This window comes from Hydrogenophaga sedimenti (genome assembly GCF_051857515.1).
GTDB lineage: Bacteria > Pseudomonadota > Gammaproteobacteria > Burkholderiales > Burkholderiaceae_C > Hydrogenophaga.
On the sequence record NZ_JBPZHA010000003.1, the window covers coordinates 55,014 to 79,273 of the forward strand.

The following is a 24,260-nucleotide window of genomic DNA, read 5'->3' on the forward strand; positions in this document are numbered from 1 at the left end:
GCCCGTCACCCACCGGTGGCCGGCACAGGGCGACCACCTTTGTCCCAGAAGGCCGAGGCGCGCATGAGGCGCTCCAGATCGCGCTTGACCTGCTTGGGGTCGGCGTCGGCCGGGAAGCGCATCATCCAGTTACCGATCGGGTCGACCACGTACAGATGGTCTTCGAGGCGATGGCCCGCCGCCGGCGCCAGCCAGGCCGCCAGCGCCGCCGCATCCACCTGCAGCACGTTCGCCGTGGCGGTGGCCTTCTTCAGGGGTTCCGACAGCTCGCCCCCCCCAGTGCGCAGCCAGACCCAGTCCAGACGGTCCTTGTCCTTGCCCAGGGTCTCGCGCAACTGGTGCTGCAGGTACAGGTGCTTCTGGCAAGCATCGTCGCAGGCGGAGTCGGCCACGCTGATGAACAGCCACTGGTCCTTGAGCTGGCGCAGGTTCACCGCGCGACCGGCCACATCGGTGCCGACCAGATCGGGCAGCGGCCGCTGCGGATCGATCAGCTCGCCATAGTTGCGCCGCCCTTCCGGCCGGATCACGTAGTAGGTGAAGTACGAGGCCACCACCGGTGAGGCGCACACCAGCAGCAGCAGCAGCATCTTCCAGCGACCGGCGCGGGTCAGGGCCGCCGGGTCGGCGGCGTCCGCACGGGGCAGGCTGTGCACCGTGAGGGTCAGAGGTTCATCGGGGATCTGGGCCATGGGAGCTGCGTCGGCGACGGGGAGAAATCAGTTGAAACCACGCGTACAGGCCCACACAGAGGGCACTCATCGCAAACCATTGCGCGGCGTAGCCGAGGTGTTTGTGGACATCGGCCTCGAAACGGGGCCATTCCCTGAGCAAGCCTTCGGAGGAAGTGCCGGTCTGCAGGACCGACACCGCCGGCATCGGCACGCCGGTTTCCCGGACCACGGTGTCGAGGGCCAGATTCTGCCGGATGCGCCCGGTCTCCACCGCGCCGAAGTCGAACAGCCGGCTCGGCGGTGGGGCCAGCCGGCCCTCAATCTCGACGTCGTCCGCGGTGGTAACCACCTCGGGCACCTTGTTGCGATCCTGGAAATCGCGTGGCACCCAGCCGCGTTGCACCAGCACGGCCTGCGGCAGGCCGCTGAGCTTCAGCGGCGTGACCAGGATGAAACCACTGTGCCCGGCCATCGGGCGGTTGTCCAGGAACACCGAGGCCGCTGGCATCCAGCGCCCGCGCAGCACCACGCGGCGGTGCAACTGGCCCTCATGGTCCTGTGCCGACAGCAATGCGGCTGCATCCAGCGGTGGCAGGACACTGCGCTGCGTGATCTGGGCCTCCAGGGTGCGCTTCTGGTCGGCGCGCGAAAGCTGCCACACGCCCATCGACGCCGTCAGTGCCGAGGCGACTGCGGTGGCGGCGGTCACGAGCCAGAAACGGGTGCGGGGAGTCATGCGGAACACGCGGAGGTCATCGGGAAACAACGGGGCCAGTCATGGGGACGCGGGCGGATAATCGGCGCATGACCTATCTCGTCATTGTGGCCTTTGTGGCGATCCTCGGCAGCCTGGCCGCGGCGCTGGTGTTCATGCTGCGTGGCCACCAGGGCAACGATGCCGCCGGTACGGACAGTCCGGACGAGGCGCCACGCAAGAACCACATGGCCCGCGCGCTCGCGTTCCGGGTCGGGTTTTCGATCCTGCTGTTTGTCATGGTGCTGGTGAGCTACCGCATGGGCTGGATCCACCCGACCGGTCTGCCGCTGCAGGGGCGCTGAGCCCCCATGTGAAAACGGCGCCTCGCGGCGCCGTCGTGTGGTCCGGATCAGCCGGTCACATCCAGTAGACCAGGATGTACAGGCCCAGCCAGACCACGTCCACGAAGTGCCAGTACCAGGCGGCACCCTCGAAGCCGAAATGCTTCTGCGTGGAGAAGTGACCCTTCTGCAGACGCAGGGTGATGAACAGCAGCATCAGCATGCCGACAAACACGTGGAAGCCGTGGAAGCCGGTGAGCATGAAGAAGGTCGAGCCATAGACGCCCGAAGACAGCTTCAGATTCAACTCGCTGTAGGCATGCGAGTACTCATAGCCCTGCACGAACAGGAACACGATGCCCAGGATCACCGTGGTCCACATGAAGGCGATCGTCTTGCCGCGGTTGCCGGCCTGCAGTGCATGGTGGGCGATGGTCAGCGTCACGCCCGAGCTCAGCAGCAGCGCCGTGTTGATCGTGGGCAGCCAGAACGGCCCCATGGTTTCAAAAGGCTCGATGATGCCGGCCGGAGACGCGGTGGCACCGACCTGCTTGGACGGCCAGACCGCGCTGAAGTCGGGCCAGAGCAGCGCGTTCTCGATGTTGCCCAGGGCCGGCACCGAGTGCGTGCGCGCCCACCAAAGGGCCGAGAAGAAGGCGCCGAAGAACATCACTTCGGAGAAGATGAACCAGCTCATGCTCCAGCGGAACGACAGGTCGACCTTGCGACCGTAGAGACCACCTTCGCTCTCGGCAATCGACTCGCTGAACCACTGGAACAGCACCACCAGCCAGAAGGCCATGCCGAATGCCAGCGAATACTTGCCCCAGTCGGCACCGTTGACCCACTGCCCCGCACCCAGGATCACAAAAAACAGGCCGGTGGCCGCCATCACCGGATGCCGCGACGGTCCGGGGACAAAGTAGTAGGGCGTCGTGCCGTGTGTTGTTGCTGACATGCTCACTCCTGGGTGCTTTCGCTGGTAGGGATGTAAAGAGGCCTGGAATCGACAGTGACCGGCTCAGCCGGCCACCCAGTGGACAATGAAAATCAGGGTCGCGACAAACAGCAGCGCCATCACCACGCCGGCCACCAGCAGGTGGATCGGATTCAGGCGCGCGACATCGCGCTGGTAGTCCGCGTTGCGGCGCACGCCGAGAAAGCCCCAGAGCACGGCCTTGACCGATTCGGTCATCGAACCTTTGCGCCGGTGCACGGGGGTCGCGCTCACACGGCACCTCCGTTGCGCGCCGCGTCCGGCAGCAGCTTGATCGACTGGTCGGCCGTCTCCTGCGGTGCGGCGGGCACCTTGCCCCCCACCTCGAAGAAGGTGTAGGACAGCGTGATGGTCGTGACACCCTTGGGCAGCTTGGGGTCGATCACGAACACCACCGGCCATTCTTTCTTCTCGCCCGGCGCCAGCGTGTACTGGTTGAAGCAGAAACACTCCAGCTTGTTGAAGTGCGAGGCCGCCTGCGAGGGCGCGTAGCTCGGAATGGCCTGCGCCGCCATGGTGCGGTTCTGGACGTTCTGGAACTGGTACATGACCGTGGTCAGTTCGCCGGGGTGCACCTGCATCGAACGCACGGCCGGCTTGAAATGCCAGGGACCGCGCGCGTTGACATCGAACTCGACCGTGATCGAGCGCGACAGGTCCACCTGCGAGTTGATCGCCTTGGTCTTGGCACCCGGAACTTCCTGCTCGGAAAGGGCGAGCACGTTGATGCCCGTCGCCTCGCAGATGGCCTTGTACAGCGGGACCAGTGCGTAACCGAAGGCGAACATGCCCAGCGTGATCACGCCAAGCTTGCCCACCATCTTCAGGTTTTCACGCCGCAGGCCCATTGCTGTGCTTCCGGTTCTGGTTCAGGGACCGAGCAGAACGATCTTGCCGACGAAGCCGGCGAAAAACACCAGCGCCACCGACGCCAGGATCAGCGCCAGGCGCTGGTTCTGTTTTTTCTGTTCGGGCGAGGTCATGGCAGCTTCAGCCGATCACCTTGGTGGCGGTGACGTCGAGCTTGGGAGGGTTCTCGAAGGTGTGGAACGGGGCCGGCGAAGGCACTTCCCACTCCAGGCCTTCAGCGCCTTCCCAGGGCTTCTGCACCGCCTTCGGGCCGTTGCCACGCATGGCGGGCAGCACCACGAAGAAGAAGAAATACACCTGCGCCAGACCGAAGGCAAAGGCACCCACGGACGCGATGGCGTTGAAGTCGGCGAACTGCATCGGGTAATCGGCATAGCGGCGGGGCATGCCGGCCAGACCCAGGAAGTGCATCGGGAAGAAGGTGATGTTGAAGGAGATCATCGACCACCAGAAGTGCAGCTTGCCGCGGGTTTCGCTGTACATCACGCCGGTCCACTTGGGCAGCCAGTAATAGGCACCGGCGAACATGGCGAACAGCGAGCCGGCCACCAGCACATAGTGGAAGTGGGCCACCACGTAGTAGGTGTCCTGGAAGTTGATGTCGATCGGCGCCATCGACAGGATCAGGCCGGTGAAGCCACCGATGGTGAACACGAAGATGAAACCGACGGCCCACAGCATTGGGGTTTCGAAGGTCATCGAGCCCTTCCACATGGTCGCGATCCAGTTGAAGATCTTCACGCCCGTGGGCACGGCGATCAGCATGGTCGAGTACATGAAGAACAGCTGGCCGGTCACCGGCATGCCGGTGGTGAACATGTGGTGGGCCCACACGACGAAGGACAGGATGGCGATGGAGCCGGTGGCGTACACCATGGAGGCGTAGCCGAACAGCTTCTTGCGCGCAAAGGCGGGCACGACCTGGCTGACGATGCCGAAGGCCGGCAGGATCATGATGTAGACCTCGGGGTGGCCGAAGAACCAGAAGATGTGCTGGTACATCACCGGGTCGCCGCCGCCGGCGGGGTTGAAGAAACTGGTGCCGAAGTGGCGGTCGGTCAGCGTCATGGTGATCGCGCCGGCCAGCACGGGCATCACGGCGATCAGCAGGTAGGCGGTGATCAGCCAGGTCCAGCAGAACATCGGCATCTTCATCAGCGTCATGCCGGGCGCGCGCATGTTCAGGATCGTGACGATGATGTTGATCGAGCCCATGATCGACGAGGCGCCCAGGATGTGCATGGCAAAGATGCCGGCGTCCATCGAGGGGCCCATCTGCAGGGTCAGCGGCGCGTACAGCGTCCAGCCGGCGGCGGGGGCACCGCCGGGCATGAAGAACGACGACACCAGCATGAGGGCTGCCGGAATCATCAGCCAGAAGCTGAAGTTGTTCATGCGAGCGAAGGCCATGTCGCCAGCGCCAATCTGCAGCGGAATCATCCAGTTCGCGAAACCCACGAAGGCCGGCATGATGGCGCCGAACACCATGATCAGGCCGTGCATGGTGGTCAGCTGGTTGAACAGTTCGGGGTTCACCAGCTGCAGGCCGGGCTGGAACAGCTCGGCACGGATCAGCAGGGCCAGAACGCCGCCCACCATCAGCATGGTGAAGGCAAACATCAGATACAGCGTGCCGATGTCCTTGTGGTTGGTCGCGTAGACCCAGCGGCGCCAGCCAGACGGGGCATGGTGATCGTGGTCGTGCGCGTGAGCGTCGTGGGGATCCAGTACTGCACTCATCATCCGTTCCTTTGCTTATCGGTTTCTGCCCGCGGGCTTCTCACTTGCGGGCCGCGACGACGTCGGCGGGCTGCACGATCTGCTCGGTCTTGTTGGACCAGTTGTTCTTGGTGTAGGTGATCACCGCAGCGATTTCGGTGTCGGAGAGCTGCTTCCACGAAGGCATCGCTCCGTTGTTCTGACCATTGAGCAGCACGGCGACCTGCTTGAGCTTGTCGGCATCCAGCACCACGGGCGAGCCGTCCAGCGGCTTGATCGGGCCGCCGCCCTTGCCGTTGGGCTGGTGGCAGGCGGCACAGTTGGCCGCGTAGACCGCTGCACCGCGCTTGATCAGGTCGGCCTGGTTCCAGACCTTGGCCGGATCGTCGGCGGCGGCAGCCAGCTTCTTCTTCTCGCCCTCGACCCACTTGGTGTAGTCCTCGGCGGACAGCACCCTGACCTGGATCGGCATGTAGGCATGTTCCTTGCCGCACAGCTCGGCGCACTGGCCGTAGAAGTCGCCAGTCTTTTCGGCGCGGAACCAGGTGTCGCGCACGAAGCCGGGGATCGCGTCCTGCTTGATGCCAAAGGCCGGCACCATGAAAGAGTGGATCACATCGTTGGCGGTCGTGATCAGACGGATCTTCTTGCCCACCGGCACGATCAGCGGATGATCGACCTTGAGCAGGTAGTCGTCGGTCGCCGGCGGCTTGCCGCTGTTGGACATCTCGCGCTGCGCGACGTCGAGCGTGGAGAGGAAGCCGATGCCTTCGCCCTCGCCCTTGATGTAGTCGTAACCCCACTTCCACTGCATGCCCGTGACCTTGATGGTCAGGTCGCTGTTGGTGGTGTCCTTCTGGGCCACCAGCACCTTGGTGGCCGGCAGCGCCATGCCGATCACGATCAGCAGCGGCACGATGGTCCAGCCCAGCTCCACCCAGATCGGCTCGGGCAGTTCCTGCGCCTTGTGGCCGAGCGACTTGCGGTGCTTGAGGATGGAATAGAACATCACACCGAACACCAGCACGAAGATGACCGTGCAGATGGCCATCATGAACCAGTGCAGCCAGTGCTGCTCCTCGGCGATCTTGGTGGCCGGAGGCGCGAAGTTCAACTGGTTGACGGCCGGACCGCCGGGCAGGTCGTTCACCGCGTGGGCCGCTTCGGTCACCCAGACGGCGGAACCCAGAACCCAGGCTGACGCCGTTGCACGCAGGCCGCCGTAGGGGTGGCGCAGGAAATCAACCGTCTGTCTTGTCGTACTCACGTTGAACGCCTCGAATATAAGTGTTGATTTATATCAATCCGATTAGACCAAAATTCCCCTAGATGCCCTCTCAGGGAATACCCACAACGGGGCCTTGCGCCTGCCACTTCGGCGCTCGTCACTGCCGAAAAAACAGGCAGTCGGGTTTGATTTATATCAATTGTAGCGATCGAGACGGGTTTTCCGCCTGACAGTACCGCCGGATCTGTTGCGAATCCGGGGCGTTTTCAGGGTTTGCGAGAACGCAACATGGCCCGCATGTCGTCGACCGAGACGGTCTGGCTGTCACCCTTGGCGGGACGGGGCTGGGCCTTGAAGGCATGCCCGTAGGTGATCTCGAAGCTCAGCCGCAGGCGACCATCGTCGGCCCGGGCGCCGTGCCGCTCGATGGCTTGTTCCAGCCGTTGGCGCCAGCCGCGACTGCGCAACCCCGGCGTCCGGTCCGTGTTCAGGTTGCGGCCCAGTCCACGCAACTCTTCCAGCATGGCGGCCGCACTGCTGTAGGTCAGCGTGATCCGCTCCATGTCCATCACCGGCTCGGCAAACCCGCCGTGCACCAGCATGTCGCCCCAGTCGTGCATGTCGGTGAAGCTGTGCGCTGGCGCGGGCCACCCTTCCCGGGCGTAGACCGCGCGCAACTCCGCCAGGCTGTCCGGCCCGAGACAGGAAAACATCAGGAAGCCGCCGGTCTCGACCTGGCGGTGCCACTGGCGCAGCAGCGTCTGCGGGTAGGCCACCTGGTGCAGCGCCATGTTGGCCCAGAGCATGGCAACCGTGGTTCCGGGATCGGCCAACGCCAGGCCTTTGCCCTGGCGCATCCACGGCAGCCGGGCCCAGCCGCGTCGGGCGGGCTCCAGACCCAGCCGTTCCACCGCACCACGGTCCTCCAGCCAGACATGCGCCTGCGCCTGGGGCAGGCGTTCGGCCAGTTGGCGGTGCGCCTCGATACCGCCGAGCACGGGCTCCCAGTGCAGCCAGCTGGCCGGCGGATCGCGGAACCACTGCAGCCGCTCCATCATCCGCCGCGCCACTTCTTCGTGCAGCCAGGGGCTGCTGTCGCGCCGCAGCCGCACCCAGCGCCGCGCGGCCACGGGATCGAGTCCGGGCACAGGCGCTTCGTCGGCAGTCGGGTTCATGGACAAACGGGGGATTTCTCGGCGACCGGTGGGCCGCCAGACCAGAGAGCCGCCAGTATATTGGCCGCCATGCTGTCCCTGCCATCGGTCTGCCAGGTTTGTGGCCGCTGGCCCGCGCAGCCGGTGTGCAGCGACTGCCTCGGGCGCTTCGCACCGGCGGTCCATCGCTGCCCTTGTTGCGCAAGGGCCATGCCGGGCGCCGGCGACCTCTGCGGCGAATGTCTGCGCCGCTCCTCGACACCCGCCGTCGAGCGGTGCGCCGCAGCGGTCGACTACCGCTATCCCTGGGACCACCTGATCGCACGCTTCAAGTTCCGGGGAGAGTCCGGCTGGGCCGACACGCTGGCCGGACCGATGTGGCAGGCCGCCCGACGACACGCGCTGTGTGATGCAGACACCCTGTGGGTGCCGGTGCCTGTGCGGCCGCAGCGGCTGGCCGAGCGCGGCTACAACCAGGCGTGGGAACTGTGCCGAGCCCTGCGTCGCCATTCCGGCCTGCCCGCGGTGCCCGATGCGCTGGTGCGCCTGGGCGAGGCGCCCGACCAGCACCGGCTCTCCAATGCCCGGCGGCTCATCAACCTGCAGGCCGCATTCGCGGCCCACCCGGCGCGGGTTGCTCGCCTGCAGGGCGCGCACGTGGTGCTGGTCGACGACGTGCGCACCACCGGCGCCACCCTGGAGCACGCGGCGACCGCGCTGCGGCAGGCCGGCTGTGCCAGGGTCCACGCACTGGTCTTTGCGCGAACCCCGTCTGACACCGATCAAGGGAATGCACCCTGACGGGGAAAGAAGCATCCATATGCGCTTATGATCGCGCCCGCACAGGGGGCAAGATAAGGCCGAACCAACGGTCACCTGATCGAAGCAGCGTCACGCCCCCATGTTCCACGTCGTTCTGGTCACACCGCAGATCCCGCCCAACACGGGCAATGTGATCCGCCTGTGCGCCAACACGGGTGCCCACCTGCATCTGGTCGAGCCCCTGGGTTTTTCGATGGACGACAAGCAGATGCGGCGCGCCGGGCTGGACTACCACGAGTACGCCAGCGTGCAGCGACATGCCGACTGGGACAGCTTTCTCGCCACCGCACGCCCCTCCCGCGAACGCATGTTTGCCCTGACCACCCGCGGGCGCGCCGACGCGTACTCGGTGCGCTTCGCACCGGGCGACTGGCTGGTGTTCGGCTCGGAGACCGACGGGCTGCCGGCCAGCGTCCGGGAGCAATTTGACGCCGAACATCAACTGAGGCTGCCGATGCGCGAAGGCCAGCGCAGCCTGAACCTGTCCAACGCCGTGGCGGTACTGGTGTACGAAGCCTGGCGGCAACAGGGCTTCGGAGCGACAAAACCGTGACGCAGTTCACCGTGCAAATGGAGCCGATCCCCCACACGCGGAGCCCCATCGTGGCCACAATGCCAAGTCATTCTGGCCTGCCACAACGCGCTGGTGCACGGCCAATCCACCACCCCCCATTGGTTTCGACCTGCCCGCCCGGGCAGTCCGGAGGTTATTTTGATTCCGACCCTCACCAGGCTCTTCAAACGCAAGATGGCGCCGCGCAAGCCGGCGAAATCGACGCCGGGCCTGAAAGACATCCTGGCGATCCGCGCGGCGCTGCTGCAATGCGTGGCCGACTGCGACGGGGTACCGGTGTTCCGTTTGCGCCACAAGATCGAGCACACCCAGACGCCGCAGGAGCTCTGGATGCTGCGCAACGACGCCTACCAGCTGATCTCCCACCAGCACAGCCAGAACGTGGCGGCCGAACGCATCAACGCATTGATCGCGGTGTTCGAAGGCTGGGTCGAACCGCGCCAGCTGGTCCGCATCCGCTGAGGAAAAGGCCGCCGCGCGGGTCGCTCAGGGGTAGCGGCGCACCAGGGCCTCGGCCACGCACACCGGCTTGTCGGCGCCCTCGCGCTCAATCGCCACCGCCCACGCCATCTGCAGGCCATTGCCATCGATCGGCTCGGCGGACAGCAGCGTCATGCGCGCGCGCAGCCGGCTGCCGACCGGCACCGGTGCGGTGAAGCGCACTTTGTTGAGGCCGTAGTTCACGCCCATGCCGGCCTGGCGGATGTCGAAGGCCGTGTCGAAGAACACCGGCAGCAGCGACAGCGTCAGGAACCCGTGCGCAATCGGTGTGCCGAACGGGCCGGAACGCGCACGCTCCACGTCCACGTGGATCCACTGGTGGTCGCCCGTGGCGTCGGCAAAGCGGTTGACCTGTTCCTGGGTCACGGTGACCCAGTCGCTGGTGGCCACTTCCTGGCCGACGCAGGCCGCGAGTTCTTGCAGGGTGTCGAAATGTCTCATGGGAGCCGACTCTAGGGCGTCAGACCCGCAAGCCGCTGTCGGCACCGCGACAGCAGCGCCTCATTGAAGCCGCATCAATGGTCCAACCAGGCGCAGATGCCCTGCCACTGCTCCAGGTCCTTCTCGACCCGGCTGGGCGCCACATCGAACAGCGACAGGCCCCGCGCGGCCAGGTGGATGTAGTTCTGCGTGTCGCGCAGGTAGCCCAGCACCGGCAGTCCCAGGCCATCCACGAATTCGTGCAGCTTTTCGGCCGCAATGGTGCGGGCGTCGACCCGCATGCCAACAATGCCCACCTGCAGACGGCCGGCATGTTTGGACTGCGCCAGCTCGTCGAGGAAAGCGCGGGTGGCGTAGATGTCGAAGATGCTGGGCTGCAGCGGCACCAGCACCTTGTCGGCGTGCTTGAGTGCTTCCTTGCAGAGGGTGCCGTGCAGGCCTGCGGGCGTGTCGAGCACCACATGGGTGGTGCCCTTGGGCGGTTTGCCCACGTGATCGTCCGTCACATCCCAGGAACGGATCGGGCGCGCCGCCGGTGGCCGCAGCCCCAGCCAGAGCGCCGACGACTGCTGCCGGTCGGCGTCGCCCAGCATCACGGCATGCCCCCGGCTGGCGAGGTAGCCTGCCACGTTGGTCGACAGGGTGGATTTGCCCACCCCTCCCTTGGGATTCGCGATCACCACCACCGGCATGTCAACCTCCTCGGGTGTTTGAGTCAGCGCTTATGTTAGCGGCCAGCTGTCCCAGAGCAGCTTGACCCCGGTCAGGAACATGCCCCCGTAGACGAAGCGGTAGAACAGCGTCTGGTTGATGCGGTGTGCGATGCGCACGCCGACCCACACACCCACCGGCGCGAACGGCAGCAGCGCCAGCGAGGTCGCCATGTTGCGCCAGTCCAGCAGCCCCAGCCAGGCGTACGGAATCCACTTGGACAGGTTGATGAAGAAGAAGAAAAAGGCCATGGTGCCGGTGAACAGCACCGGCTTGAGCTTGAGCGGGATCACGTAGGCGTTGATCGGTGGACCGCCCGCGTGCGCGATGAAGCTGGTGAAGCCCGAGGTCGCGGTCAGCACGGCACCGAGCCAGCGCGGCGGCGGCGGGCTGTCGGCCCGGGGCGGGAAGGCCAGCCGCTGCGCCAGGAACAGCAGGGTGAACAGGCCCACGATGCCCGCCACCAGCCGGTGGTCCAGCAGCCGGAACAGCAGGCAGCCGATCACGATCCCGGCCAGCCCCCAGGGCAGCAGGAACTTCAGCAAGGGTTTGTCGACGTCGTTGCGAAACGCCGCCATGCCCAGCAGATCCATCAGCAGCAACACCGGCATCAGGATCGCCGCGGCCTGCGGCACCGGCACCGCCAGCGCCATCAAGGGCACGGCCAGCGAGCCGAAGCCGGCGCCGAACCCGCTCTTGCTCACACCGAGCAGCAGCACGGCAGGAATCGCGACCGCGTAGAAGAACGGGTCGGTGATCAGGGGAACGCCGGTCACACGCGCTCGATCACCAAGGCAATGCCCTGCCCCACGCCGATGCACATGGTGCAAAGCGCGTAGCGCCCGCCGGTGGCGTGCAGGCGGTTGACCGCGGTGGTCGCCAGGCGCGCGCCGCTGGCACCCAGCGGGTGGCCCAGCGCAATCGCGCCGCCCCAGGCGTTCACGCGTTGGTCGTCGTCTTTCAGGCCCAGCATGCGCAGCACCGCCAGGCCCTGCGCCGCAAAGGCTTCGTTGAGTTCGATCACGTCCAGCTGCTCCAGCGTCAGGCCCGTCTGCGCCAGCACCTTCTGCGTCGCCGGCGCCGGGCCGATGCCCATGATGCGCGGCGCCACGCCGGCCGTGGCCATGCCCACGATGCGGGCCTTCGGCATCAGGCCGTTCTTCGCGGCCGTGGCCTCGTCGGCCAGTAGCAGCGCGCAGGCGCCGTCGTTCACGCCGCTGGCGTTGCCGGCGGTCACCGTGCCATCCGGCCGCACCACGCCCTTGAGCTTGGCCAGCGCTTCCAGGCTGGTCTCGCGCGGGTGCTCGTCGGTGTCGACGATCAGCGGATCGCCCTTCTTCTGCGGGATGCTGACCGGGGTGATTTCACGCGCCAGGTGGCCGGCCTTGATCGCTGCCACCGCACGCAGCTGGCTGTGGTAGGCCATCAAGTCCTGGGCCTCGCGCTCGATCTTGAAATCGGTCGCCACGTTTTCGGCCGTTTCGGGCATCGAGTCGACGCCGTACTTCTCTTTCATCAGCTTGTTGACGAAGCGCCAGCCGATGGTGGTGTCATAGACCGCGTTGTTGCGGGAAAACGCGCTCTCGGCCTTGGGCATCACGAAAGGCGCGCGGCTCATGCTCTCCACGCCGCCGGCGATCATCAGGCCCGCTTCGCCGGCCTTGATGGCGCGCGCCGCGGTGCCGATGGCGTCCAGACCCGAGCCGCACAGGCGGTTGATGGTGGCGCCGGGCACCTCCAGCGGCAGGCCGGCCAGCAGGCTGCTCATGTGGGCGACGTTGCGGTTGTCTTCACCGGCCTGGTTGGCGCAGCCGAACAGCACGTCGGTCACGGCCTCCCAGTCCACGCCCGGGTTGCGCGCCATCAGCGCTCTGAGCGGAATGGCGCCGAGGTCGTCGGTGCGCACGGAGGACAGGGCGCCGCCATAGCGGCCAAAGGGGGTGCGGATCGCGTCGCAAATGAATGCCTGTGGCATGGGATGTCTCCTTCAAAGACATGCAGGATAATGCATCCATGTTCAGTCCGTCTCAGGCCGATGTCCGGCGCTTCTTCTGTGCCGTGCACGCCAAACAACAGGCCGGTGAGGCCATGGAAGCGATCGAGGTGCTGGCCGGTCAGTGGATCGCCGAGCATCCCGAGTACCACGCCGCCTTGTCCGACGTCGATGCCGCGCTGGCGCAGCTGGGCCAGCCCGGCGACGGCGCGCAGGAAAACCCCTTCCTTCACCTCTCGATGCACCTGTCGGTCAGCGAACAGTGCAGCATCGACCAGCCCCCTGGCATCCGTCAGGCCGTCGAACTCCTGGCCGCGCGCCGTGGCGACCTGCACCAGGCGCACCACGAAGTGATGGAGTGCCTGGGCCGCATGGTCTGGGAAAGCCAGCGCTCGGGCCGCCCGCCCGACGGACAGGCCTACATCGATCAGGTGCGCCGCCGGGCGACGCAGGACTGAGACAGAAACCACCCAAGAAAAAAGCCGCTCATCGAGCGGCTTTTTTGTGGGGCGAGGCGCGGGATCAGCGGAAGCGCGATTGCGGCACGGTCTGCAGGTCGCCATCGAGCGACCCCAGGTACTTCGCGAGTTCGCGCATCTCGGCGGGCTTGAACTGCTTGGCCACGCCGCCCATGATGGGGTTGCCGCGACCGACCACATTGTGGCCTTCGACCGTGTAGGCCTTGAGCGCCACATACAGGTAGTCGGCGTGCTGGCCGGCGATCTTCGGGTAGGTCGGGTCGATCGGCTTGGCGAAGTTGGCGCCGTGGCACGACGCGCAAGCGCCCTTCTGGATCAGCTCGGCGGCCAGACCGGTCGCCGGGGCGGCGGTGTCGCCGGGCGCCTGACCGGCCTGCGACGAATAGAACGCGGCCAGGTCGGCCATGTCCTGATCGCTCAGGGAACCTGCAATGCCGCGCATCGACGGGTGCTTGCGGTCACCCTTCTTGTACGCGGTCAGCGCGGAGACGATGTACTTGTCGGACTGGCCCGAGATCTTGGGCACCTTGTGGATCTCGGGGAAGCTGTTCTGATAGCCCTTGATGCCGTGGCAGCCGATGCACATTTCGGCCTTCTTCTTGCCGGCATCGGCCGAGCCGGTCACGCCTTGCGCCTGCGCAGCCGGGATCGCTGCAAAGAGGGTCGCCGCGGCGACAACGGTACGGGCGATCGAGGTCAGCGATTGGGTCATTTTGCAAGCACAATGAAGTGAACGATTGATAAAAATCAATGGACGATTATATAGACTCGATCCCCAAAGCCGCCCTATTGATTACCCTGATCCGCGGGCCCGCAGGCCGCACCAACCATTGCACTCCATGAAGTTCCAAGGCTCTGAAAACTACGTCGCCACCCAGGACCTGATGCTCGCGGTCAACGCCGCCATCACGCTCAAGCGCCCGCTGCTGGTCAAGGGCGAGCCCGGCACCGGCAAGACCATGCTGGCCGAAGAAGTGGCGCAGGCGCTGGACATGCCGCTGCTGCAGTGGCACATCAAGTCGACCACCAAGGCGCAGCAGGGCCTGTACGAATACGACGCCGTGAGCCGCCTGCGCGACAGCCAGCTCAACACCGGCGACAGCGCCGAGCGGGTCAAGGACATCCGCAACTACATCGTGCAGGGCGTGCTCTGGCAGGCCTTCACCGCCGACCAGCCGGTCGCCCTGCTGATCGACGAGATCGACAAGGCCGACATCGAATTCCCCAACGACCTGCTGCGCGAACTCGACCGCATGGAGTTCTATTGCTACGAGACGCGCGAACTCATCAAGGCGAAACACCGGCCGCTGGTGTTCATCACCTCGAACAACGAAAAGGAACTGCCCGACGCCTTCCTGCGCCGCTGCTTCTTCCACTACATCAAGTTCCCCGAAGCGGAAACGATGAAGAAGATCGTCGAGGTGCACTTCCCCCATCTCAAGCAGGACCTGCTGACGGTGGCGATGAAGACCTTCTACGACGTGCGCAATCTGCCGGGCCTGAAAAAGAAGCCATCCACCAGCGAGCTGCTGGACTGGCTCAAGCTGCTGATGGCCGAAGACATCCCGCTCGAAGCGCTGCAGAGCGCCGACAGCAAGGTCAGCATCCCGCCCCTGGTCGGCGCGCTGCTCAAGAACGAGCAGGACACGACCCTGTTCGAAAAGCTGGTGTTCATGAACCAGAGAAACCGTTGAAGCGGAGGGCCATCCAATGAAATCAACGATCGGCCTTCTCGCCATCGTCCTGCTGGCGCTGGCGGCTTGCTCATCGACCGGAGGTCGCTGCGACAAGCTCAAGCGGAGCGATGGATCGCAGCCTTATGACCCCTACTGCAGCGGCGAGTACAACAAATAAAAGGTCGTCAACGACATGAGCGACACATCCCGCCTGCTCAAGGAAGGCCTGTCCGACGCCATCGGCTTCGTCGGCGGCGCGCTCGCGGCCTTCTGGATCGCGCGTGCGCTGGGCTTCGACCTGTTCGCCGAAGGTTACGGAGGCGGCAGCATCGGTGCTGTGATCGCCGTGGGCCTGGGTGGCGGGCTGGGCCTGCAGATCGCGCGGCGCTGGCGCGCGGCCAACGTGGCCAAGGACTGAGGTCCGACGGAGGGTTTCACCATGCTGATCGACTTCTTCTACACCCTGCGCGCGGCCAAGCTGCCGGTCTCGGTCAAGGAATACCTGACGCTGCTCGAAGCGCTGAAGGCGGACGTGGTCGGGCCGACCAATCCCGAAGCCTGCACCATGGACGACTTCTACTTCCTCAGCCGCACCGCGCTGGTCAAGGACGAGAAGCACTACGACAAGTTCGACCGCGCCTTCGCCGCCTACTTCAAGGGCGTGGAGCTGATCGCTGACTTCACCAAGCCGATTCCCGCCGACTGGTTGCGCCAGGAAATGGAGCGCATCCTCTCGGCCGAGCAGATCGCCAACGCGCCCAAGATGGACTGGGACGAGCTGATGGAGACGCTGCAGAAGCGGCTCGAAGAGCAGAAGGAACGCCACGAGGGTGGCAACAAGTGGATCGGCACCGGCGGCACCTCGCCCTTCGGTCACGGCGGCAAGAACCCGCAGGGCATCCGCATCGGCGGCAAGGGCGGCAACAAGTCGGCCGTGAAGGTCTGGGACCAGCGCGCCTACCGCGACTACGACGACACCCAGGAACTGGGCACGCGCAACATCAAGGTCGCGCTGCGCCGCCTGCGCAAGTTCGCGCGCGAGGGCAACGAGCTCGAACTCGACCTGCCCGACACGATCCGCTCCACCGCGGCCAACGCCGGCTGGCTGGACATCAAGATGATCCCGGAGCGGCACAACAACGTGAAGGTGCTGCTGCTGATGGACGTCGGCGGCACGATGGACGAACACATCCAGCGCGTCGAGGAGCTGTTCAGCGCGGTCAAGAGCGAGTTCAAGCACCTGGAGTTCTATTACTTCCACAACTGCGTCTACGACTACATGTGGAAGAACAACCGGCGCCGCTACGCGGAGAAGTTCCCGACGCTGGACATCATCCGCAAGTACAACAAGGACTACAAGCTGATCTTCGTGGGCGACGCGACCATGAGCCCCTACGAGATCCTGCAACCCGGCGGCAGCGTGGAATACAACAACGAAGAGGCCGGCGCCGAGTGGCTGCAGCGCCTGACGCACGCCTTTCCGAAGTTCGCCTGGATCAACCCCGAGCCGCAGGGCGTCTGGCAGTACCGCCAGAGCATCAGCATCATCCAGCAGCTCATGGGCCAGCGCATGCACCCGCTGACGCTCAAGGGTCTGGAAGACACGATGCGGCTGCTCAGCAAATAACAAGGATTCACCGATGCGGCTGTTCCGCGATGTGTGGTCGATTGCGGCCATGGAGGCGGGACTGTTCCGCCGTTTCCCGAAGCTGCGCCTGTCGGTGCTGGGCATCGTGCTCATTCCGGCCCTGTACGCGCTGATCTACCTCAGCGCGGTCTGGGACCCGTCCAGCCGCACCGCGGCGCTGCCCGCGCTGATCGTGAACCTGGACCAGGGCATCGACTACAAGGGCCAGCATGTCGACCTGGGCGATGAACTGGTCAAGACCCTGCAGGCGCGCCGCATGTTCGGCTTCACCGAGACCGCCGACGAAGAATCGGCCCGGCGCGATGTGCGGGCCGGCCGCAGCCTGTTCGCGCTCATCATCCCGGCCGACTTCAGCGCCCATGCCGTGCCCGGCGAGCAGGCCGGCGGCGGCAAGCTGGTGGTCTATGCGTCCGAGGGCAACAACTACACCGGCGCCGGGTTCGCCCGCCGCTTCGCCGGCGAGCTGGGCCACCAGGTCAACGAGACGCTGAACGAGAAGCGCTGGGCGCTGGTGCTCGGCGCTTCGGCCGGCGCGGCCGACAGCATGTCGCGGCTGCGCGATGGCGTGGGCAAGCTGCAGGACGGCGCCCACGTGCTGCGCGACGGGTTGCAGCAGGCCGACCGCGGCGCCAGGCAGCTCGCCACCGGCCAGGGCACGCTGGACGCCGGCATCGGCCAGGTCACCGGCGGCATGAAGCAGCTGGGTGCGGGCATCCGCACCATGGACGCGCGCAAGCCCGCGCCGCAGGATCTGCAAGCGCTCAAGTCGGGTGCCTCGCAGCTGTCGGCCGGCCACGCCGAACTGTCTACCGGACTGGCGCAGCTGGAGGCCGGCTCGCAGAAGCTGTCCGAAGGCGCGCTGCACATGAAGGAAGAAACGCAGTCGATTCCGCTGGTGGGCGGCAAGGTCTCGGCCGGCGCGCAACAGCTGGCCGGCGGCGCCGATCAGCTGACCCAGGGCCTGCGCAGCGCGCGCCAGGGCCAGGCGAAGTTGCAGGACGGCGCACAGGCGCTCGACAAGGGCGTGACAGCCCTGACCGATGGCATGGGTGCGCTGTCCGCCGGCATCGGCACCATGGCCAGCGCCCTGCCACCCGACGCGAAGCTCGACGCCCTGGCCGACGGCGGCCACGCCGCCCACAAGGGCTCGCAGGATCTCAGCCACGGCATCACGCAACTGGCCGACGGTTCGCGCCAGCTGGCGGGCGGACTGGACCTGCTCAGCGCCAGCCTGCCGGCCCACATCGACACCCTCGGCGGCACGGCCAAGGGGCTGGCGGTGTCGGTGCAGCCCGAAATCCAGATCGACGCACCGGTGGCCAACAACGGCAGCGGGTTCGCGCCCAACTTCCTGCCGGTCGCGGTCTGGCTCGGCGCGGTGATGACGACCTTCATCTTCCACCTGCGCATGCTGCCGGGCGCGGCGGCCACCCTGTCGCCCGTAGCGCGGCTGCCGGGCAAGCTGGTGCTGCTCGGTGGCATCGTGACGGTGCAGGCGCTGGTCGTGGTGATGATGGCGGCCTTCCTGCTGCAGATGCACATCCTGAACCTGCCGGGGCTGGCGCTGACCCTGGTCACCGCGGCGCTGACCTTCCTGCTCATCATCATGGCGCTGGTGCGCGCGTTCGGTGACGCGGGCAAGGCGGTGGCGCTGATCCTGCTGATCCTGCAGCTGTCGTCGGCCGGTGGCGTGGTCCCGATCGAGCTGAGCAGCGAGTTCTTCCGGTCGATCAACCCCTGGCTGCCGTTCACCTGGGTGGTGCGCGGCGTGCGGGCCAGCATGTTCGGCGCCTTCGACAGCCAGTGGCTGCAGTCGGTGGGCGTCGTGATGCTGTTCGGCCTGGGGGCCTTCGTGGTTGCCAGCGTCGTCGGCCGCTGGCGCTTCGTGGATGAGGCGGCCCACCGCCCTGCGCTGGACATCTGAGGCCCGGCCAGCAGGCCGGTCGCACGCGCCGACTTACAATCGGCGCGCTCCATCCGCCGCCATAGTTCAATGGATAGAACGAGCGCCTCCTAAGCGCTAGATACAGGTTCGATTCCTGTTGGTGGTACCACCCGCGAGACCGGGATGGCGCCGCAGTGTCAGCGCGCCCGCAGGGTGCGCGAGAGCATCATCACCGGCACCAGGCCAACCAGCACCAGGGTCAACGCCGGCAGTGCGGCCTCGCCCAGGCGCTCGTCGCGCGCCAGCTGGTAGGCCACCACGGCGAGGGTGTCGCTGTTGAAGGGGCGCAGCACCAGCGTGGCCGGCAGCTCCTTCATCACGTCGACGAACACCAGCAGGGCCGCGGCCGCGGTCGAGCGGCGCAGCAGCGGCCAATGCACGCGCCGGGCCAGCGCCAGGCCGGTGCTGCCCAGCATGCGCGCCGAGTCGTCCAGGCTCGCCGGCACGCGCGCGTAACCGCTCTGCACCGACTGCAGCGCCACCGCCGTGAACCGCACGAGGTAGGCCCAGACGATGCCCAGCACGGTGGCCGTGACCCAGTAGCCGACGCCACTGTCCGGGGCCACCTTCTGCAGCCAGCCGACCGGCAGCAGCAGGCCGACCACGATCACCGCCCCCGGCACCGCATAGCCCAGGCTGGCCAGCTGCACCACCGCGCGGGTGAACCCGTCGCCCCGCGTGCGCAATGCGAAGGCCAGGGCCAGCGCCAGCAGCGTCGCCGCCACCGCGCTGATCGCCGACAGCCGCACGCTGTTGCCCGCCCACTGGACAAACGAGGCCCAGGGCAATCCGTCCCAGCCGCCCAGCAAGGGGCGCAGCATGAACAGCACCGGCAACACGAAACCGAACAGGATCGGCAGGCCGCAGGCCAGCCCGGCGACCAGTGCCCGCCCACCCCGCAAGCGCACCGGTTGCGCGTCGGCGCTGCCGGCCCGCTGCCCGCGCAGCGAGGCAAAGCGCATGCGCGTCTGCGCCCGCCGCTCCAGCCACAGCAGCAGCGCCACCAGCGCCAGCAACATGGTCGCCAGTTGCGCCGCGGCCAGCGGCATGTCCATCGCCAGCCAGGCCTTGTAGATGCCGGCGGTGAAGGTCTGGATGCCGAAATAGCTCGACACCCCGTAGTCGGCCAGCGTCTCCATCAGCGCCAGCGCCACCCCGGCCGCGACCGCCGGCCGCGCCAGCGGCAGCGCCACCTCGCGGATGCGGCGCGACAGCGGCGCCCCCAGCAGCCGCGCGGCCTCCATCAGTTGCGCCGCGCGCTCGGTCAGCGCCGTGCGCGCCAGCAGGTAGACATAGGGGTAGAGCGAGAAGGTGAAGACCCAGACCGCGCCCGCGGTGTTGCGGATCTCGGGGAAGACACGCCCGCGCAGGCCGAAGCCCTCACGCAGCGCGGTCTGCAGCGGGCCGCTGAACTGCAGGAAGTCGGTGTAGGCGTAGGCCACCACATAGGCCGGCATCGCCAGCGGCAGCAGCAGCGCCCACTCAAAAAAGCGCCGGCCGGGAAAATCGAACAGCGTCACCGCGCTGGCCGAGGCCATGCCGACCACCGCCACCCCCAGCGCCACGCTCACGCACAGCACCAGCGAGGTCAGCGCGTAGTCGGGCAACACGCTGCGCCCCATCTCGGCCAGCACCTCGCGCGCCGCCGCGTCGAACTGCGCCCACGAGGCGAGCAGCGCCAGCACGGGCAGGGTCAATGCCAGCGCGAGCAAAAGCAGCAGTAGGGTGGTCCACCAGCGAGTCAACACAAATGAGAATTGTAGTCATCTACAATTGACGTCCATGTTCCTCCAGGTTTCCCAGCTGCGCGTCCGTTATCCCGGCCAGCCGCACGACGCGGTCAACGGCGTGTCGCTGGGCCTGCGCGCGGGCGACATCGGCGTGCTGATCGGGCCTTCGGGCTGCGGCAAGACCACCCTGCTGCGCGCGGTCGCCGGCCTGGAACGTGCCCACGGCGGCAGCATCACGCTGGAGCGCGAAACAGTGAGCGACGCAGGCCACCACCTGCCGGCCGAGCAACGGCGCATCGGCATGGTGTTCCAGGACTACGCGCTGTTTCCCCACCTCGACGTCGGACGCAACGTGGCCTTCGGCATCGCGCAACTGCCGCGCGGCGAACGCGAGCAGCGCGTGGCCGAGGTGCTCGCCCTGGTGGGACTGGACGGCATGCAGGCACGCTTTCCGCACGAACTCTCCGGCGGCCAGCAGCAGCGCGTCGCGCTGGCCCGCGCGCTGGCGCCCCGCCCGCGCCTGCTGCTGCTCGACGAACCCTTTTCCAACCTCGACGTCGACCTGCGCGAGCGGCTGGCGCACGAGGTGCGCGGCATCCTCAAGGCGGCCGGCGCGACCGCCCTCTTCGTCACGCACGACCAGCTCGAAGCCTTCGCCATCGGCGACGTGATCGGCGTGATGCACCAGGGCCAGCTGCACCAGTGGGACGACGCCTACGCGCTCTACCACCGGCCGGCCACGCGCTTCGTCGCCGAGTTCATCGGCCACGGCGTGTTCGCCCCGGCGCAGATCCAGCAGCACGGTGGCGAAGTGGTGGTGCAGACGCCGCTGGGTGCACTGCTCGACATCGAAGAGTGCCCCCTGCCCTCGGCCTACGAGGCCGGGCTGTGCGACGTGCTGCTGCGCGCCGACGACATCGTGCACGACGACCATGCGCCGGTGAAGGCGCAGATCGTGCGCAAGGCCTTCCGCGGTTCGGAGTTCCTCTACACGCTGCGGCTGGCCAGCGGCGAGACCCTGATGACGCACGTGCCCTCGCACCACAACCACGCGGTCGGCGAGTGGATTGGCATCCGCGCCGAGGTCGACCACGTGGTCACGTTCGCGCGCGGCGCGGCGGCGTCCACGCCGCCGGCACCCGGCGTCGCGGTGCGCCCGCCCGCCGCCTGAGCGCCGCGCCGCGTCAGATCCCGGTCACTTCGTGTGGCAGGTCAGGCAGACGCCGCTGCCCACATTGCTCACCCGCAGGAACGTCGGATTGAACACCGAGCCCGGGCCGGCCGAGGGCACGCCATGCGGGTCGTGGCACGACGCACACTCGACCTCGTAGCCCTCTCCGGTGTTGTAGAGCCGGATGTCGGAAGCATCGGCGCGGTTGTTGCCGTTGCTGTCGAAGAAGGCCAGGCGGGTTTCCTTGCGCGGCGGGTCCTTGAAGTCCGAGCCCGGCCCGGCATCGAGCGGATAGCGCACACCCACCGGGTGGTCGTTGCGCAGGTCGGTGCCGATCGCGAAGGCCACGAAGTCGGTCGCGTTGCGGCCCGAGGGCCCGGCGGTCGACGAATGGCAGGCCAGACAGCCGGTCTGCGACAGCCGCGCGTGGTCGCCATTGGGGTTCAGGCCCGAGGGGTTGGTCCACTGGTCGAGGAACGCGGTGTTCTCCGAGAACTCCTGCTCCTTGCGGTAGCGACCCGAGCCGGGCATGTTGATGATCGAGTCGACCGCCGTCTGCCCGTCGTGGCAGGTGAGACAGGTCAGCGAATTCGCGCCGGGCTGCGACACCGGCTGCGACAGGCTGGCGGTGTTGAGCAGGTCGTAGGTCTGGTAGGTGGTGGCCTTGACCGTGCGGTTCCACAGCGGCGCCGCCGGCAAGGTGCTGTTGGCGCCGTGGGGCGTGTGGCAGTAGACGCAGACCTCGGCGTAGTCGTTGCGGAAGGAGTCCATGGTCGTGCCCACCGGGCCGCCGCCGGAGACCTGGCGCTGGGTCAGGTTGTGGCGCGTGTTGCCCACGCTGCCGATATTGGTGAAGCGCGTGGGCCGGTCGACATCGGCCTGCGCCAGCAGCGGCAGCAACGCGCCCAGCAGCCCGAACGCCAGCACCGCAATCCGGTGCCACCACCGGCCTCGACCATCGACCGAAAACATCCCTTGTTGCAGCATGTGCGCCTCCTCCTGCGTCCGTCGTGTCGCGGGCGCGATGACCGGAGTCTGCAAAAGACATGCCCTTTTTCGGCATGGCCGACGAACGGTCACGGCGTGAGCGAGAACCCGCCAACAGGCGCCTTCGCGGACCGGACAAGGCTTCCCGGAATTGGGGAGCGGTTCCCGGAAGCGGGAGCTTTTCAGGCCGGTTCGCCCAGCCGCCGGATCACCTCGATCTTGTGGAAAAACTGGTCCACCACGTAGAGGAACCCGTGCTCGTCGCAGGCCAGCTTGGACGGCAGCAGATAGCGCCCCGGTGCGTCCTGCTCGCCACGCCCGCCGATCGCCAGCAGCAACTCGCCGCCGGGCTGGAACACCTGCACATTGCAGAAGCTGGCGTCGCTCACGTAGACCCTGCCCTGCGCGTCCACCGCCAGGCCGCGCGGCCGCGCGAACTGTCCTAGGCCGCTGCCCACCGAGCCGAACTGCCGCAGCGGCGCGCCGCCGCGGTCGAAGGCCTGCACCCGGAAGTTGCCGGCATCGAGCACCCACAGCGTGCCGTCGGGCGCCATGGCCGCATCGGTCGGCAGGTTGAATTCACCGGCCGCCTCGCCGCGGCGGCCGATCACCTGCAGGCGCCGGCCATCGGCGGCGTGGACATAGACCCGGTGGCTGTCGGTGTCGACGCGGCCGGTGTCGACCACGCAGATGCGGCTGCCGTCGGGGCTGACCGCCACGGCGGTCGGGTGCGCCCAGTCGTCGCCGTCGATGTGCCGCAGGTACAGGCCCAGCGCGTCGTACACCACCAGGCGGCGCGCCGAGCTGTCGACCACGTAGACCGTGCCCTGCGCGTCGACCGCGATGCCCGCGGGCATCTTCAATGCACCCTCGCGGCGGAAGCCGAACTGGAAGGTCTTGCGGCGCGGCACATCGAACACGAACACGCGCCGCCCCTCGGTGTCGGTGACGAAGATGCGCCCCTGGTGCGCCGCCACGCCCATCGGTTTGGAGAAGGTGTTGCGCGAGGCGTCGTCACCGGTCAGCAGGCGCTGCATCAGCGCACCGCCCGAGCCGTCGGCCACGCTGGCGGCGTTGCGCAGCGTGGCCTCGTGCATGAAGCGCGGCGGGTCGGGTGGCGCCGGCCACACGACCGGACCGGCTGCTTTCAACGGTGCGGCGGGCGGGGACTGGCACCCGGCCACGGCAAGGCCCAGCAAGGCGGTGTGGAAGCAGCGCCGGGACAGCATCGGTGTGGGCGCCGGGCACGACAAGGCGCCGTCGGGCGCGCTCAGACCAGTGCCTCGATCCGCACCGCGTTGTTGCGCCAGCAGCGGTCCACCAGTGCCGCGCCGTCGGCCCGCGCCCGGCGCGGTGGCAGCAACTGGGCCATCGCGCGGCACACGGTCTCGGTTTGGGCATCGACCATCTGCGCCACCTCGCGCAAGGTCGGCAACGACTGGCGGATGAAGCGCGCGCAATCGTCGCAGTCGCCCTGCGGCGGCTGACGGTCGAACCCCAGCAGGCGCAGCAGATGGGCAATGCGCTGCGGCACCGTGCCCGTGCGCAGGGCCGCCATGTCCTGGCAACGCGTCTGGTGCTGCAGCAGGGCCTGTTGCAGCAGCGGCTCGCGCGCATCGCGGTGCCCGTCGAGTGACACGCGCTCGAGCCGGCTCGGCGTGAACGCCACCGCGCTGAGCCGGTAGGGCTGGCCGCACAGCGCCTCCACGCCGATCAGGTCGCCGGGCAGGGCCAGCTGCACCGCCTGCGTGGCCGTGCCGTGGTGCCGGTCCAGCCGGACCAGCCCCCGCGACACGCGCCAGAGCGGGCCCTGCTCACCCGCGTGAAAAACCGCCTCTGCGCTGGAGCGGTTCAGCACCGCCAATGACATCGCCGACATGCTTGCCTCCGTGGAATCGCTGT

The 24,260-nt window shown here is 67.1% G+C and carries 29 protein-coding genes and 1 tRNA gene; 12 read left to right on the forward strand and 18 right to left on the reverse strand.

Annotation, left to right across the window (positions count from 1 at the left end):
* Nucleotides 1-5 precede the first annotated feature (5 nt).
* Nucleotides 6-692 carry an SCO family protein gene (locus ACS5NL_RS05360; protein ID WP_439352617.1) on the reverse strand — a complete coding sequence of 229 codons (687 nt, stop codon included), beginning with the start codon at nt 690-692 and terminating at the stop codon, nt 6-8.
* Nucleotides 673-1,410 (reverse strand): SURF1 family protein, encoded by a 738-nt coding sequence (locus ACS5NL_RS05365; protein ID WP_439352961.1) that lies wholly within the window; start codon nt 1,408-1,410, stop codon nt 673-675. The genes ACS5NL_RS05360 and ACS5NL_RS05365 overlap by 20 nt, the downstream gene beginning before the upstream one ends.
* A 68-nt stretch (nt 1,411-1,478) precedes the next feature.
* Between ACS5NL_RS05365 and ACS5NL_RS05370 the strand changes: the two genes are divergently transcribed.
* Complete coding sequence (locus ACS5NL_RS05370; protein WP_439352618.1) at nt 1,479-1,733, forward strand: twin transmembrane helix small protein; 255 nt, start codon at nt 1,479-1,481, stop codon at nt 1,731-1,733.
* Nucleotides 1,734-1,788: 55 nt separating this feature from the next.
* Here ACS5NL_RS05370 and ACS5NL_RS05375 read toward each other — a convergent pair whose 3' ends face one another.
* From ACS5NL_RS05375 to ACS5NL_RS05405, 7 genes are all read right to left on the reverse strand, one after another.
* Entirely contained in the window at nt 1,789-2,670 is an 882-nt protein-coding gene (locus ACS5NL_RS05375) for a cytochrome c oxidase subunit 3 (RefSeq protein ID WP_439352619.1), read from the reverse strand.
* A gap of 63 nt (nt 2,671-2,733) precedes the next feature.
* Nucleotides 2,734-2,943 (reverse strand): DUF2970 domain-containing protein, encoded by a 210-nt coding sequence (locus ACS5NL_RS05380; RefSeq protein ID WP_439352620.1) that lies wholly within the window; start codon nt 2,941-2,943, stop codon nt 2,734-2,736.
* Nucleotides 2,940-3,557 (reverse strand): cytochrome c oxidase assembly protein, encoded by a 618-nt coding sequence (locus tag ACS5NL_RS05385; RefSeq protein ID WP_439352621.1) that lies wholly within the window; start codon nt 3,555-3,557, stop codon nt 2,940-2,942. The genes ACS5NL_RS05380 and ACS5NL_RS05385 overlap by 4 nt, the downstream gene beginning before the upstream one ends.
* 21 nt (nt 3,558-3,578) lie before the next feature.
* Nucleotides 3,579-3,692 carry a cytochrome oxidase small assembly protein gene (locus ACS5NL_RS05390; protein ID WP_439352622.1) on the reverse strand — a complete coding sequence of 38 codons (114 nt, stop codon included), beginning with the start codon at nt 3,690-3,692 and terminating at the stop codon, nt 3,579-3,581.
* Nucleotides 3,693-3,699: 7 nt separating this feature from the next.
* Entirely contained in the window at nt 3,700-5,319 is a 1,620-nt protein-coding gene (gene ctaD / locus ACS5NL_RS05395) for a cytochrome c oxidase subunit I (RefSeq protein WP_439352623.1), read from the reverse strand.
* Nucleotides 5,320-5,359: 40 nt separating this feature from the next.
* Nucleotides 5,360-6,514, reverse strand: coding sequence for a cytochrome c oxidase subunit II (coxB, locus tag ACS5NL_RS05400; RefSeq protein ID WP_439352962.1), 1,155 nt, complete (start codon nt 6,512-6,514; stop codon nt 5,360-5,362).
* A gap of 278 nt (nt 6,515-6,792) precedes the next feature.
* Nucleotides 6,793-7,701: a methyltransferase domain-containing protein gene (locus ACS5NL_RS05405; RefSeq protein WP_439352624.1), complete on the reverse strand. Its 909-nt coding sequence runs from the start codon at nt 7,699-7,701 to the stop codon at nt 6,793-6,795.
* A gap of 69 nt (nt 7,702-7,770) precedes the next feature.
* On the opposite strand from ACS5NL_RS05405, the gene ACS5NL_RS05410 reads away from it, so the two are divergent.
* The 3 genes from ACS5NL_RS05410 to ACS5NL_RS05420 all read left to right on the forward strand — a co-directional run bounded on the left by ACS5NL_RS05410 (nt 7,771) and on the right by ACS5NL_RS05420 (nt 9,538).
* Complete coding sequence (locus ACS5NL_RS05410) at nt 7,771-8,481, forward strand: ComFC family protein (protein ID WP_439352625.1); 711 nt, start codon at nt 7,771-7,773, stop codon at nt 8,479-8,481.
* A gap of 100 nt (nt 8,482-8,581) precedes the next feature.
* Nucleotides 8,582-9,055, forward strand: coding sequence for a tRNA (uridine(34)/cytosine(34)/5-carboxymethylaminomethyluridine(34)-2'-O)-methyltransferase TrmL (gene trmL, locus ACS5NL_RS05415; RefSeq protein ID WP_439352626.1), 474 nt, complete (start codon nt 8,582-8,584; stop codon nt 9,053-9,055).
* Between the two features lie 159 nt (nt 9,056-9,214).
* Nucleotides 9,215-9,538 (forward strand): hypothetical protein, encoded by a 324-nt coding sequence (locus ACS5NL_RS05420; RefSeq protein ID WP_439352627.1) that lies wholly within the window; start codon nt 9,215-9,217, stop codon nt 9,536-9,538.
* 24 nt (nt 9,539-9,562) lie between these two features.
* On the opposite strand, the gene ACS5NL_RS05425 is transcribed toward ACS5NL_RS05420, so the two are convergent.
* The 4 genes from ACS5NL_RS05425 to pcaF form a co-directional block, all read right to left on the reverse strand.
* The gene (locus tag ACS5NL_RS05425) at nt 9,563-10,018 is read right to left on the reverse strand and encodes a MaoC family dehydratase (RefSeq protein WP_439352628.1); all 456 of its coding nucleotides are present in this window, start codon (nt 10,016-10,018) and stop codon (nt 9,563-9,565) included.
* Between the two features lie 74 nt (nt 10,019-10,092).
* Complete coding sequence (locus ACS5NL_RS05430) at nt 10,093-10,710, reverse strand: ParA family protein (protein ID WP_439352629.1); 618 nt, start codon at nt 10,708-10,710, stop codon at nt 10,093-10,095.
* 30 nt (nt 10,711-10,740) lie between these two features.
* Nucleotides 10,741-11,505: a sulfite exporter TauE/SafE family protein gene (locus ACS5NL_RS05435; protein ID WP_439352630.1), complete on the reverse strand. Its 765-nt coding sequence runs from the start codon at nt 11,503-11,505 to the stop codon at nt 10,741-10,743.
* Nucleotides 11,502-12,704: a 3-oxoadipyl-CoA thiolase gene (pcaF, locus tag ACS5NL_RS05440; protein ID WP_439352631.1), complete on the reverse strand. Its 1,203-nt coding sequence runs from the start codon at nt 12,702-12,704 to the stop codon at nt 11,502-11,504. The genes ACS5NL_RS05435 and pcaF overlap by 4 nt, the downstream gene beginning before the upstream one ends.
* Nucleotides 12,705-12,742: 38 nt before the next feature.
* On the opposite strand from pcaF, the gene ACS5NL_RS05445 reads away from it, so the two are divergent.
* The gene (locus tag ACS5NL_RS05445) at nt 12,743-13,180 is read left to right on the forward strand and encodes a DUF1841 family protein (RefSeq protein ID WP_439352632.1); all 438 of its coding nucleotides are present in this window, start codon (nt 12,743-12,745) and stop codon (nt 13,178-13,180) included.
* A gap of 64 nt (nt 13,181-13,244) precedes the next feature.
* On the opposite strand, the gene ACS5NL_RS05450 is transcribed toward ACS5NL_RS05445, so the two are convergent.
* Nucleotides 13,245-13,913, reverse strand: coding sequence for a c-type cytochrome (locus ACS5NL_RS05450; RefSeq protein WP_439352633.1), 669 nt, complete (start codon nt 13,911-13,913; stop codon nt 13,245-13,247).
* 127 nt (nt 13,914-14,040) lie between these two features.
* On the opposite strand from ACS5NL_RS05450, the gene ACS5NL_RS05455 reads away from it, so the two are divergent.
* From ACS5NL_RS05455 to ACS5NL_RS05480, 6 genes are all read left to right on the forward strand, one after another.
* Nucleotides 14,041-14,895, forward strand: coding sequence for an AAA family ATPase (locus ACS5NL_RS05455; RefSeq protein ID WP_439352634.1), 855 nt, complete (start codon nt 14,041-14,043; stop codon nt 14,893-14,895).
* A gap of 16 nt (nt 14,896-14,911) precedes the next feature.
* Nucleotides 14,912-15,055: a hypothetical protein gene (locus ACS5NL_RS05460; protein WP_439352635.1), complete on the forward strand. Its 144-nt coding sequence runs from the start codon at nt 14,912-14,914 to the stop codon at nt 15,053-15,055.
* 15 nt (nt 15,056-15,070) lie between these two features.
* Nucleotides 15,071-15,295 carry a hypothetical protein gene (locus ACS5NL_RS05465; protein WP_439352636.1) on the forward strand — a complete coding sequence of 75 codons (225 nt, stop codon included), beginning with the start codon at nt 15,071-15,073 and terminating at the stop codon, nt 15,293-15,295.
* A gap of 21 nt (nt 15,296-15,316) precedes the next feature.
* Nucleotides 15,317-16,504: a vWA domain-containing protein gene (locus tag ACS5NL_RS05470; protein ID WP_439352637.1), complete on the forward strand. Its 1,188-nt coding sequence runs from the start codon at nt 15,317-15,319 to the stop codon at nt 16,502-16,504.
* A 13-nt stretch (nt 16,505-16,517) separates the two neighbouring features.
* On the forward strand, nt 16,518-18,449 hold the full coding sequence (locus ACS5NL_RS05475; RefSeq protein WP_439352638.1) for a YhgE/Pip domain-containing protein: 1,932 nt from the start codon (nt 16,518-16,520) through the stop codon (nt 18,447-18,449).
* A gap of 55 nt (nt 18,450-18,504) precedes the next feature.
* Nucleotides 18,505-18,579: transfer RNA gene (locus tag ACS5NL_RS05480), tRNA-Arg, on the forward strand.
* A 28-nt stretch (nt 18,580-18,607) separates the two neighbouring features.
* Here the strand turns inward: ACS5NL_RS05480 and ACS5NL_RS05485 are convergent.
* The gene (locus ACS5NL_RS05485; protein WP_439352639.1) at nt 18,608-20,218 is read right to left on the reverse strand and encodes an ABC transporter permease; all 1,611 of its coding nucleotides are present in this window, start codon (nt 20,216-20,218) and stop codon (nt 18,608-18,610) included.
* A 34-nt stretch (nt 20,219-20,252) separates the two neighbouring features.
* On the opposite strand from ACS5NL_RS05485, the gene ACS5NL_RS05490 reads away from it, so the two are divergent.
* Nucleotides 20,253-21,371: an ABC transporter ATP-binding protein gene (locus tag ACS5NL_RS05490; RefSeq protein ID WP_439352640.1), complete on the forward strand. Its 1,119-nt coding sequence runs from the start codon at nt 20,253-20,255 to the stop codon at nt 21,369-21,371.
* Between the two features lie 24 nt (nt 21,372-21,395).
* Here the strand turns inward: ACS5NL_RS05490 and ACS5NL_RS05495 are convergent, their stop codons facing one another.
* The 3 genes from ACS5NL_RS05495 to ACS5NL_RS05505 form a co-directional block, all read right to left on the reverse strand.
* Entirely contained in the window at nt 21,396-22,358 is a 963-nt protein-coding gene (locus ACS5NL_RS05495) for a cytochrome c3 family protein (protein ID WP_439352641.1), read from the reverse strand.
* Nucleotides 22,359-22,540: 182 nt separating this feature from the next.
* A complete protein-coding gene (locus ACS5NL_RS05500; protein WP_439352642.1) occupies nt 22,541-23,509 on the reverse strand; it encodes an NHL repeat-containing protein in 969 nt (322 codons plus the stop codon).
* Between the two features lie 119 nt (nt 23,510-23,628).
* Entirely contained in the window at nt 23,629-24,237 is a 609-nt protein-coding gene (locus tag ACS5NL_RS05505) for a cyclic nucleotide-binding domain-containing protein (RefSeq protein WP_439352643.1), read from the reverse strand.
* Nucleotides 24,238-24,260: the final 23 nt, after the last annotated feature.

Excerpts from the sequence above, each read along its gene's own strand:
- ACS5NL_RS05360 (WP_439352617.1), bottom strand. The coding sequence starts at position 692 with ATGGCCCAGATCCCCGATGAACCTCTGACCCTCACGGTGCACAGCCTG.
- ACS5NL_RS05365 (WP_439352961.1), bottom strand. The coding sequence starts at position 1,410 with ATGACTCCCCGCACCCGTTTCTGGCTCGTGACCGCCGCCACCGCAGTC.
- ACS5NL_RS05370 (WP_439352618.1), top strand. The coding sequence starts at position 1,479 with ATGACCTATCTCGTCATTGTGGCCTTTGTGGCGATCCTCGGCAGCCTG.
- ACS5NL_RS05375 (WP_439352619.1), bottom strand. The coding sequence starts at position 2,670 with ATGTCAGCAACAACACACGGCACGACGCCCTACTACTTTGTCCCCGGA.
- ACS5NL_RS05385 (WP_439352621.1), bottom strand. The coding sequence starts at position 3,557 with ATGGGCCTGCGGCGTGAAAACCTGAAGATGGTGGGCAAGCTTGGCGTG.
- ACS5NL_RS05390 (WP_439352622.1), bottom strand. The coding sequence starts at position 3,692 with ATGACCTCGCCCGAACAGAAAAAACAGAACCAGCGCCTGGCGCTGATC.
- ctaD (WP_439352623.1), bottom strand. The coding sequence starts at position 5,319 with ATGAGTGCAGTACTGGATCCCCACGACGCTCACGCGCACGACCACGAT.
- ACS5NL_RS05405 (WP_439352624.1), bottom strand. The coding sequence starts at position 7,701 with ATGAACCCGACTGCCGACGAAGCGCCTGTGCCCGGACTCGATCCCGTG.
- ACS5NL_RS05410 (WP_439352625.1), top strand. The coding sequence starts at position 7,771 with ATGCTGTCCCTGCCATCGGTCTGCCAGGTTTGTGGCCGCTGGCCCGCG.
- trmL (WP_439352626.1), top strand. The coding sequence starts at position 8,582 with ATGTTCCACGTCGTTCTGGTCACACCGCAGATCCCGCCCAACACGGGC.
- ACS5NL_RS05425 (WP_439352628.1), bottom strand. The coding sequence starts at position 10,018 with ATGAGACATTTCGACACCCTGCAAGAACTCGCGGCCTGCGTCGGCCAG.
- ACS5NL_RS05430 (WP_439352629.1), bottom strand. The coding sequence starts at position 10,710 with ATGCCGGTGGTGGTGATCGCGAATCCCAAGGGAGGGGTGGGCAAATCC.
- pcaF (WP_439352631.1), bottom strand. The coding sequence starts at position 12,704 with ATGCCACAGGCATTCATTTGCGACGCGATCCGCACCCCCTTTGGCCGC.
- ACS5NL_RS05445 (WP_439352632.1), top strand. The coding sequence starts at position 12,743 with ATGTTCAGTCCGTCTCAGGCCGATGTCCGGCGCTTCTTCTGTGCCGTG.
- ACS5NL_RS05450 (WP_439352633.1), bottom strand. The coding sequence starts at position 13,913 with ATGACCCAATCGCTGACCTCGATCGCCCGTACCGTTGTCGCCGCGGCG.
- ACS5NL_RS05455 (WP_439352634.1), top strand. The coding sequence starts at position 14,041 with ATGAAGTTCCAAGGCTCTGAAAACTACGTCGCCACCCAGGACCTGATG.
- ACS5NL_RS05460 (WP_439352635.1), top strand. The coding sequence starts at position 14,912 with ATGAAATCAACGATCGGCCTTCTCGCCATCGTCCTGCTGGCGCTGGCG.
- ACS5NL_RS05465 (WP_439352636.1), top strand. The coding sequence starts at position 15,071 with ATGAGCGACACATCCCGCCTGCTCAAGGAAGGCCTGTCCGACGCCATC.
- ACS5NL_RS05470 (WP_439352637.1), top strand. The coding sequence starts at position 15,317 with ATGCTGATCGACTTCTTCTACACCCTGCGCGCGGCCAAGCTGCCGGTC.
- ACS5NL_RS05475 (WP_439352638.1), top strand. The coding sequence starts at position 16,518 with ATGCGGCTGTTCCGCGATGTGTGGTCGATTGCGGCCATGGAGGCGGGA.
- ACS5NL_RS05490 (WP_439352640.1), top strand. The coding sequence starts at position 20,253 with ATGTTCCTCCAGGTTTCCCAGCTGCGCGTCCGTTATCCCGGCCAGCCG.
- ACS5NL_RS05495 (WP_439352641.1), bottom strand. The coding sequence starts at position 22,358 with ATGCTGCAACAAGGGATGTTTTCGGTCGATGGTCGAGGCCGGTGGTGG.
- ACS5NL_RS05505 (WP_439352643.1), bottom strand. The coding sequence starts at position 24,237 with ATGTCGGCGATGTCATTGGCGGTGCTGAACCGCTCCAGCGCAGAGGCG.